Source organism: Moorena bouillonii PNG, assembly GCF_001942495.1.
GTDB lineage: Bacteria > Cyanobacteriota > Cyanobacteriia > Cyanobacteriales > Coleofasciculaceae > Moorena > Moorena bouillonii.
In genome coordinates this window covers 5,017,471-5,023,596 of sequence record NZ_MKZS01000001.1, presented here as the reverse complement: position 1 = coordinate 5,023,596, position 6,126 = coordinate 5,017,471, and the positions used below count along the sequence as shown (strand labels likewise).

General features: G+C 41.9%; 11 protein-coding genes and 1 pseudogene. 8 read left to right on the top strand and 4 right to left on the bottom strand.

Annotated elements, in window-relative coordinates:
* Positions 1-173 precede the first annotated feature (173 nt).
* The 4 genes from BJP37_RS20395 (at position 174) to BJP37_RS20385 (ending at position 2,086) form a co-directional block, all read left to right on the top strand.
* Positions 174-503: a hypothetical protein gene (locus BJP37_RS20395; RefSeq protein ID WP_075901500.1), complete on the top strand. Its 330-nt coding sequence runs from the start codon at positions 174-176 to the stop codon at positions 501-503.
* 51 nt (positions 504-554) lie between these two features.
* Positions 555-1,106 (top strand): hypothetical protein, encoded by a 552-nt coding sequence (locus BJP37_RS20390; protein ID WP_229415386.1) that lies wholly within the window; start codon positions 555-557, stop codon positions 1,104-1,106.
* A gap of 194 nt (positions 1,107-1,300) precedes the next feature.
* Positions 1,301-1,501 (top strand): hypothetical protein, encoded by a 201-nt coding sequence (locus tag BJP37_RS37030; protein ID WP_143727544.1) that lies wholly within the window; start codon positions 1,301-1,303, stop codon positions 1,499-1,501.
* 24 nt (positions 1,502-1,525) lie between these two features.
* Positions 1,526-2,086 (top strand): Uma2 family endonuclease, encoded by a 561-nt coding sequence (locus BJP37_RS20385; protein WP_075898396.1) that lies wholly within the window; start codon positions 1,526-1,528, stop codon positions 2,084-2,086.
* Positions 2,087-2,312: 226 nt separating this feature from the next.
* Here BJP37_RS20385 and BJP37_RS20380 read toward each other — a convergent pair whose 3' ends face one another.
* Both BJP37_RS20380 and BJP37_RS20375 read right to left on the bottom strand, forming a co-directional pair.
* Positions 2,313-2,519 (bottom strand): type II toxin-antitoxin system HicB family antitoxin, encoded by a 207-nt coding sequence (locus tag BJP37_RS20380; protein ID WP_075898394.1) that lies wholly within the window; start codon positions 2,517-2,519, stop codon positions 2,313-2,315.
* Positions 2,520-2,574: 55 nt separating this feature from the next.
* Positions 2,575-2,820 (bottom strand): UPF0175 family protein, encoded by a 246-nt coding sequence (locus BJP37_RS20375; protein ID WP_075898398.1) that lies wholly within the window; start codon positions 2,818-2,820, stop codon positions 2,575-2,577.
* A 351-nt stretch (positions 2,821-3,171) separates the two neighbouring features.
* Here BJP37_RS20375 and BJP37_RS39660 point away from each other — a divergent pair, with 351 nt between their 5' ends.
* The 4 genes from BJP37_RS39660 to BJP37_RS20360 all read left to right on the top strand — a co-directional run bounded on the left by BJP37_RS39660 (position 3,172) and on the right by BJP37_RS20360 (position 4,087).
* Positions 3,172-3,318: a hypothetical protein gene (locus BJP37_RS39660; RefSeq protein ID WP_158069686.1), complete on the top strand. Its 147-nt coding sequence runs from the start codon at positions 3,172-3,174 to the stop codon at positions 3,316-3,318.
* A 22-nt stretch (positions 3,319-3,340) separates the two neighbouring features.
* On the top strand, positions 3,341-3,562 hold the full coding sequence (locus BJP37_RS20370; RefSeq protein WP_075901498.1) for a hypothetical protein: 222 nt from the start codon (positions 3,341-3,343) through the stop codon (positions 3,560-3,562).
* 96 nt (positions 3,563-3,658) lie between these two features.
* Positions 3,659-3,865, top strand: coding sequence for a type II toxin-antitoxin system HicA family toxin (locus tag BJP37_RS20365; RefSeq protein WP_075901496.1), 207 nt, complete (start codon positions 3,659-3,661; stop codon positions 3,863-3,865).
* A gap of 6 nt (positions 3,866-3,871) precedes the next feature.
* Positions 3,872-4,087: a type II toxin-antitoxin system HicB family antitoxin gene (locus BJP37_RS20360; RefSeq protein WP_075901494.1), complete on the top strand. Its 216-nt coding sequence runs from the start codon at positions 3,872-3,874 to the stop codon at positions 4,085-4,087.
* A 52-nt stretch (positions 4,088-4,139) separates the two neighbouring features.
* Here BJP37_RS20360 and BJP37_RS20355 read toward each other — a convergent pair whose 3' ends face one another.
* Together BJP37_RS20355 and BJP37_RS20350 are read right to left on the bottom strand one after the other, a co-directional pair.
* A complete protein-coding gene (locus BJP37_RS20355; protein WP_075901492.1) occupies positions 4,140-4,421 on the bottom strand; it encodes a hypothetical protein in 282 nt (93 codons plus the stop codon).
* Between the two features lie 470 nt (positions 4,422-4,891).
* A pseudogene (locus BJP37_RS20350) lies at positions 4,892-6,126 on the bottom strand (NB-ARC domain-containing protein); the annotation flags it as partial.

Genomic DNA, 6,126 nt, shown 5'->3' with positions numbered 1-6,126 from the left:
GCCAATTTGGGCTTAAGCATATTTTGGCACTTTTTAGAATGAAATAGCCCTGGGATAATGGGGGATCTCCGAGGCAATAAGACACACCCTAAAACCCCAAACTTTCCAATTTCCCCAATTGAAAAATACTGTAAAATTATAGTAGTTAACTTACTACTCCTCCACAAAGAGTTATGCTCAAAGCAATTACTGCTAGTGGAAAAATCGCTCCATCAGGTCAATTATCCTTAGACTACCCAATTGAAGGTACTCCCCCTAAGCCAGTACGAGTAATTATTCTGTTTGACGAAACAGATGGGGAGGTCAATAAGTTTTGGCAACAAGTCAGTAACTATCAACAGCAACCACTCCTGTCAGCTAAACAGTTGCAAGAGGGATTAAAGCAGGCGTTGACAGAATCGGGGTATGATTCAAGGGATAAAATTATCGAGCTTGTGCAGGAGATTAAGCAGGAAATTGCTCAAGAGCGTCAAGACAAACAAATGAAGACTAACCACAAATGAACCGCCGCCGCATTCTTAAAACTGGAGAGTCGTATACCTTCAATCAATATTTTGATCTTCCCTAAACCCATCGAAGATATCTTGGCGGAATTTGACTGTACCCTTGTGCGATCGCATATCGATCTACCTCGTCAACCCTTCACTGCTGCTATTGAACCCCTGCTGCACCAAATCGAGCGTAACCGCAAGCGCATTGAGCTGATCAACGAAACTGCCCGTCGGGAAGCCCTGATCGCACCAATTCTGTTTGAAGTAGTCGATCTAACTAATCACCGAATTTACATTGAATATTCCATCGCCGTTAGCGAACACCTGCGGGGAACCTTAGATTATTACATTGCCAACCATAACCTGATTGTGATCGAAGCCAAACAATCTGATCTGGTAAGGGGCTTCACTCAACTGGCGGTGGAGTTGGTTGCCCTTGATCAGTGGCTCCAGTCTGACCAGAGAATTTTGTATGGCATTGTAACCACCGGAGAAGACTGGCGTTTCGGTACTTTTAATCGCCAAGAACGTTCTATACAACAAGACCCCAAGCGCTACATCGTCCCAGAAGAGCTAACCGAGTTGCTGGAAATTTTAGTTGGGATTATGAATTGAAACGGTTAATTAATTATAGTGGTTTTTAATTAGGGAATCGGGAATCGGGAATCGGGAATCGGGAGTCGGGAATCGGGAAGAGAGCTTGTAGGGTGGGCAAAGAAAGTTTGGTTATTTTTGAGTCGTTTAGATTAGATTACTTTGCCCACCAGACTTCAATTGGTATTTGTTTTCGTTGCTGAATTGAAGTATGAATGCGCGATTGTATGGTTTTGGAAAAGCCCCATAAATTCCCCAAGCGAGCAATCCCTCGCTTGGGGGAATTTGAGAGTTTTATAGCGTTTATCACCGTTATGAGGTACACAGGATTTTTTACCTCTTGCCTCTTGCCTCTTGCCTCTTGCCTCTTGCCTCTTGCCTCTTGCCTCTTGCCGATTCCCTTTATTCTATACTAATAGAGTCACTCTCTTGAAACTGTCATGATTGCTGATAAAAGCCCCAATTACATTTCCAAAGAAGAGTATCTATCCTACGAAGAAGATAGTGCCATCAAACACGAGTATAGTGATGGAGAAGTCTATGCCATGGCTGGCGCGAGTGATGCTCATCTTACTATTGCCCTTAACCTGGCTTCAGCCTTAAGAAATCATGTCAGGGGCACTGGCTGTCGGGTTTATATGGCAGATATGAAAACTTATGTTGAAGCATCCAATAGTTATTATTATCCTGATGTTATGGTGACTTGCGATGCCAGAGACCGAGAATTGGCTAATTATAAAAAATATCCTTGTTTAATTGTAGAAGTTTTATCTCCCAAGACTGAAGCCTTTGACCGGGGTGACAAATTTTCTGACTATCAACAGTTAGAAACCTTGGTGGAATATGTTTTAATTAGCCAAAATCGTAAACGCCTAGACTGCTTTCGCCGGAATTCCGAGGGAGTTTGGACATTGCAATTTTATTATCCGGGCAGTGAGATTCATCTAGAAACTGTGGATTTTAGAACTAGTCTTGAGGCTTTGTATGAAGATGTAACATAAGCCGTCAGCCGTCAGCCGTCAGCCGTCAGCTGATTCCTTATAAGAAGTGTTAGAGCTTTTAGTAGAAGATTACCAAGCTAGAGGTAAAGAGTTACCTTTATTAAATTATTCACAAATAACAACAGTTTAATTACAGCGGTTTGCAATTCAGTTAGGTATAAAGTTCTAAGTTTTTAGGGAGTGTAAGCATTCAGCTAATACCTGAATACTTACTTTTAGGCTAATTTCAGGCTACCTCTAGTATCTTTGGAGTTGGTAACTCTTTATTAACTTGGCTATAGGCGTATACCAAATCCTCTAAAACTTCCTTAGCATTCTCAAGAGCTTCCTCATAGGTGTCACCGTGGGTACGAGCATAGTTACCCCATTCGGGTAAACTAGCCACATAAGAGTTATCTTCCTCTGACCATTGAATTAAAATGCTATATTTCATGGCTCTTCTCCATTCTCGACTGTCGATTCCCTAAAACCTAATCAGCTAATAATAATCACAGCAAAATCATCGATTGTAGGGTTTTAAGGTCTGCTTCAAAATCAGCAACATCATAATTCAAATCTAAACCGCGCTTGGCAAGTTCATGCTGAAATTCAATCACGGTTAACCCCGTCCAGGCACGGACTTTGCCACTGCTAATTTTGTCTTGCTTATACAGCATCAGGGCAATTTCAAGTTTGAACTCACCCTCAGTCATTTGGCTAGCTTGGACAATATCGTCAGGGATAACTACACTCATAGCTACACTGATAAGTAATTAGTCGATTATCAACAGTTACTTTAATTTTATCAGAAACTTCAACTGCATTATAACACCCATCCACGCCACACCCAGTCAGGCTAATCATAATTCCTCTATCGTTGATTAACTCTTATCTCTTCCCTACTCCCTACTCCCTACTCCCTACTCCCGATTCCCGACTCCCGATTCCCTAAAACCCATAACTTTATAGTTTACCCCATTGAAAAATACTGTAAAATTATAGTAGTTAAGTTACTCTACAAATGAACCGTCGCCGCATTCTCAAAACTGGACAGCCTTACAGCTTTAGCCAATATTTTAACCTTCCCTAAACCCATCGAAGATATCTTGGCGGAATTTGACTGTACCCTTGTGCGATCGCATATCGATCTACCTCGTCAACCCTTCACTGCTGCTATTGAACCCCTGCTGCACCAAATCCAGCGTAACCGCAAGGGCATTGATAAGCGCTATACTAAATTAAGTAAACCATGAAGTAAACAAGGTGTTAAAATCTATGGCAAAGAATACTCAAAGTCATTTTGGTCCCTACTTAAGACATAGAGGGAAAACTGTCGAAGAACAAATTAAACTCAATCAACCTGCTCTGGCATGGCTAAGAAAACGCCTTGAAGAGGAAATCACACAAGAAGAAGCTAAAATTCGACAGGAAGATTTAGAGAAATTCAAACAAATTCTTGATAGTTTTCGCCCAGAAGGCTCTAAGCTATATAGCTAATAATGATTAGACCTCTTGCAAAAATATTTTTCTGATAGTGTTTACCTCAATCCTTCTGACTTGCGCGTAGCGCTATAACTTTTCCAAAATAATTAAATGCCCAAGAAAATCAGAGAACTAAAATCAATGCTAAAAAAAGCAGGTTTCTCTTATCGTTCAGGTAAAGGCAGTCACACAGTTTGGAGTCATCCTTTATTAAACTATAGTCTGACTATCTCTGGCAAAGATGGAGAAGACGCTAATAGATACCAAGAAAAAGCTGTTAAAAATATACTCAGAGACTTAGATAATTTACAGAAATAAATAGAGATGAAAAACCACTATAGTATCTTAATTCAATGGTCAGAGCAAGACCAAACCTACATTGCTAGTTTGCCAGAATTTGGTCCCTATGCTCATACTCATGGCAGCAGCTACGAAGAGGCTCTCAAAAATGCTAAAGACGTGTTAGAGCTTTTGGTAGAAGATTACCAAGCTAGAGGTAAAGATTTACCTTTATTAATTTCTTCAAAAATCACGGTATAATTAAAGAGTAAAAAAAGTATATAGCTTGTGTCTAAAAACAAGCAATTCATTATTAATAGTTATATAAATACTGATCAATAGATGTAGAAGCATCACTGACTCCACCTACAACTGGATTCTCTCCGAGTCCCCAAATGGGATCATCTACACCATTGCTATTTTCTGGTAGCTGTTGATTATGTTGCTGTAATTGTTTAAGTTTAACAATTTCATGATGTAACGCTAATACAACTAATTCCTCAAGATTCTTTACTAGTCCTGTCTGAATTAGTTCTTCTGTAGTTTTCAGCAAATCTGTGGGTAAATTTAAAGTGATTTGATTGACGTTTTCCATAGATAGTATTGTTTTGATGAGATCAGAGTGTTGATTATTATTGATTGAGCTTAGCTATAGGAACTCTATATCCCATAAGGTACCTATTATCCCCCTAAATCCCCCTTAATAAGGGGGACTTTGAGGTTGAAAAGCGTACTTCATAACTGCGATAAACGCTATAGCACTACGCATTCAGATTGGGACATTCCTAAACTCCGAAACGTGAGTCTAGTTTACTTTTGACTTCTGACTTCTAACTTCTGACTTGCGCGTAGCGCTATATCTAGTCTAGCTGAGTTAGCAAAACGAAACTTGCCCATGATTAAGCTAACATTATCTTAGCGCAATTCTTCCCCATGGCACAGCCATCAACTGAATCCTAAAACTGGTTCACTTCACACCCAGTAAAGCTAATAATAATTCCTCTATCCTTGATTAACTCTTATCTCTTCCCGATTCCCGATTCCCGATTCCCGATTCCCGATTCCCTATTTCCACCATCGACTAACATCTTCAACCCCCGCCACCGTTTCTCTTAGGGCTTCAACACCCCCAAGCTCGATGATTAAAGGAGCTAAGTCAGGAAGAGCTTGAAGAAAATAGGGACGGCTTAGACTAGCTAAACTATCAAGAATTTGTTGCCAAAAAGGAAAATCAACGGACGAAGGAGTGAATATCTTAATTAATTCCTGTAAGGCATTGGTTCGGAATAATTGATCGGAAATCCCTCTGGCGCAATCTAAGGCTTCCGGTAACAGATCGCTTAAGTGGGGGACTAAGGCCACTAAGGCTCTGGCTCGGGAGTCTTGATCGGAAATCCCTCTGGCGCAATCTAAGGCTTCCAGTAACAGATCGCTTAAGTGGGGGACTAAGGCCACTAAGGCTTTGGCTCGGTGGTATTCAGACTTAATCCCTCTGGCGCAATCTAAGGCTTGGGTTAACAACACATCCGGTAAGTGGGGAGCTAAGGCTACTAAGGCATCGGCTCGGGAGGATTCATCGGAAATCCCTGTGGCGCAATCTAAGGCTTCCGGTAACACATCCGGTAAGTGGAGGGCTAAGGCTCCTAAGGCTAATGCTCGGTATTTTTCATCGGAAATCCCTCTGGCGCAATCTAAGGCTTGGGGTAACACATCGGGGAAGTGGGGGGCTAAGGCTCCTAAGGCTAATGCTCGGTATCTTTCATCGGAAATCCCTCTGACGCAATCTAAGGCTTGGGGTAACAAAACATCGGTTAAGTGGGGGGCTAAGGCCACTAAGGCATCGGCTCGGGAGTCTTCATCGGAAAGTCCTCTGGCGCAATCTAAGGCTTGGGGTAACACATCGGGGAAGTGGGGGACTAAGGCCACTAAGGCTCTGGCTCGGTAGTATTCATGGTCAATCCCTGTGGCGCAATCTAAAGCTTCTGGTAACACTTCAGGTAAGTGGGGGGCTAAGGCGACTAAAACATCGGCTCGGAAGTATTCAGACTTAATCCCTCTAGCGCAATCTAAAGCTTCTGGTAACACTTCAGGTAAGTGGGGGGCTAAGGCGACTAAAACATCGGCTCGGAAGTATTCAGACTTAATCCCTCTAGCGCAATCTAAAGCTTCTGGTAACACTTCAGGTAAGTGGGGGGCTAAGGCGACTAAAACATCGGCTCGGAAGTATTCAGACTTAATCCCTCTAGCGCAATCTAAAGCTTCTGGTAACACTTCAGGTAAGTGGGGGGCTAAGGCGACTA

Excerpts from the sequence above, each read along its gene's own strand:
- BJP37_RS20355 (WP_075901492.1), bottom strand. The coding sequence starts at position 4,421 with ATGGAAAACGTCAATCAAATCACTTTAAATTTACCCACAGATTTGCTG.
- BJP37_RS20370 (WP_075901498.1), top strand. The coding sequence starts at position 3,341 with ATGGCAAAGAATACTCAAAGTCATTTTGGTCCCTACTTAAGACATAGA.
- BJP37_RS20375 (WP_075898398.1), bottom strand. The coding sequence starts at position 2,820 with ATGAGTGTAGTTATCCCTGACGATATTGTCCAAGCTAGCCAAATGACT.
- BJP37_RS20385 (WP_075898396.1), top strand. The coding sequence starts at position 1,526 with ATGATTGCTGATAAAAGCCCCAATTACATTTCCAAAGAAGAGTATCTA.
- BJP37_RS37030 (WP_143727544.1), top strand. The coding sequence starts at position 1,301 with ATGCGCGATTGTATGGTTTTGGAAAAGCCCCATAAATTCCCCAAGCGA.
- BJP37_RS20360 (WP_075901494.1), top strand. The coding sequence starts at position 3,872 with ATGAAAAACCACTATAGTATCTTAATTCAATGGTCAGAGCAAGACCAA.
- BJP37_RS20395 (WP_075901500.1), top strand. The coding sequence starts at position 174 with ATGCTCAAAGCAATTACTGCTAGTGGAAAAATCGCTCCATCAGGTCAA.
- BJP37_RS20365 (WP_075901496.1), top strand. The coding sequence starts at position 3,659 with ATGCCCAAGAAAATCAGAGAACTAAAATCAATGCTAAAAAAAGCAGGT.
- BJP37_RS20380 (WP_075898394.1), bottom strand. The coding sequence starts at position 2,519 with ATGAAATATAGCATTTTAATTCAATGGTCAGAGGAAGATAACTCTTAT.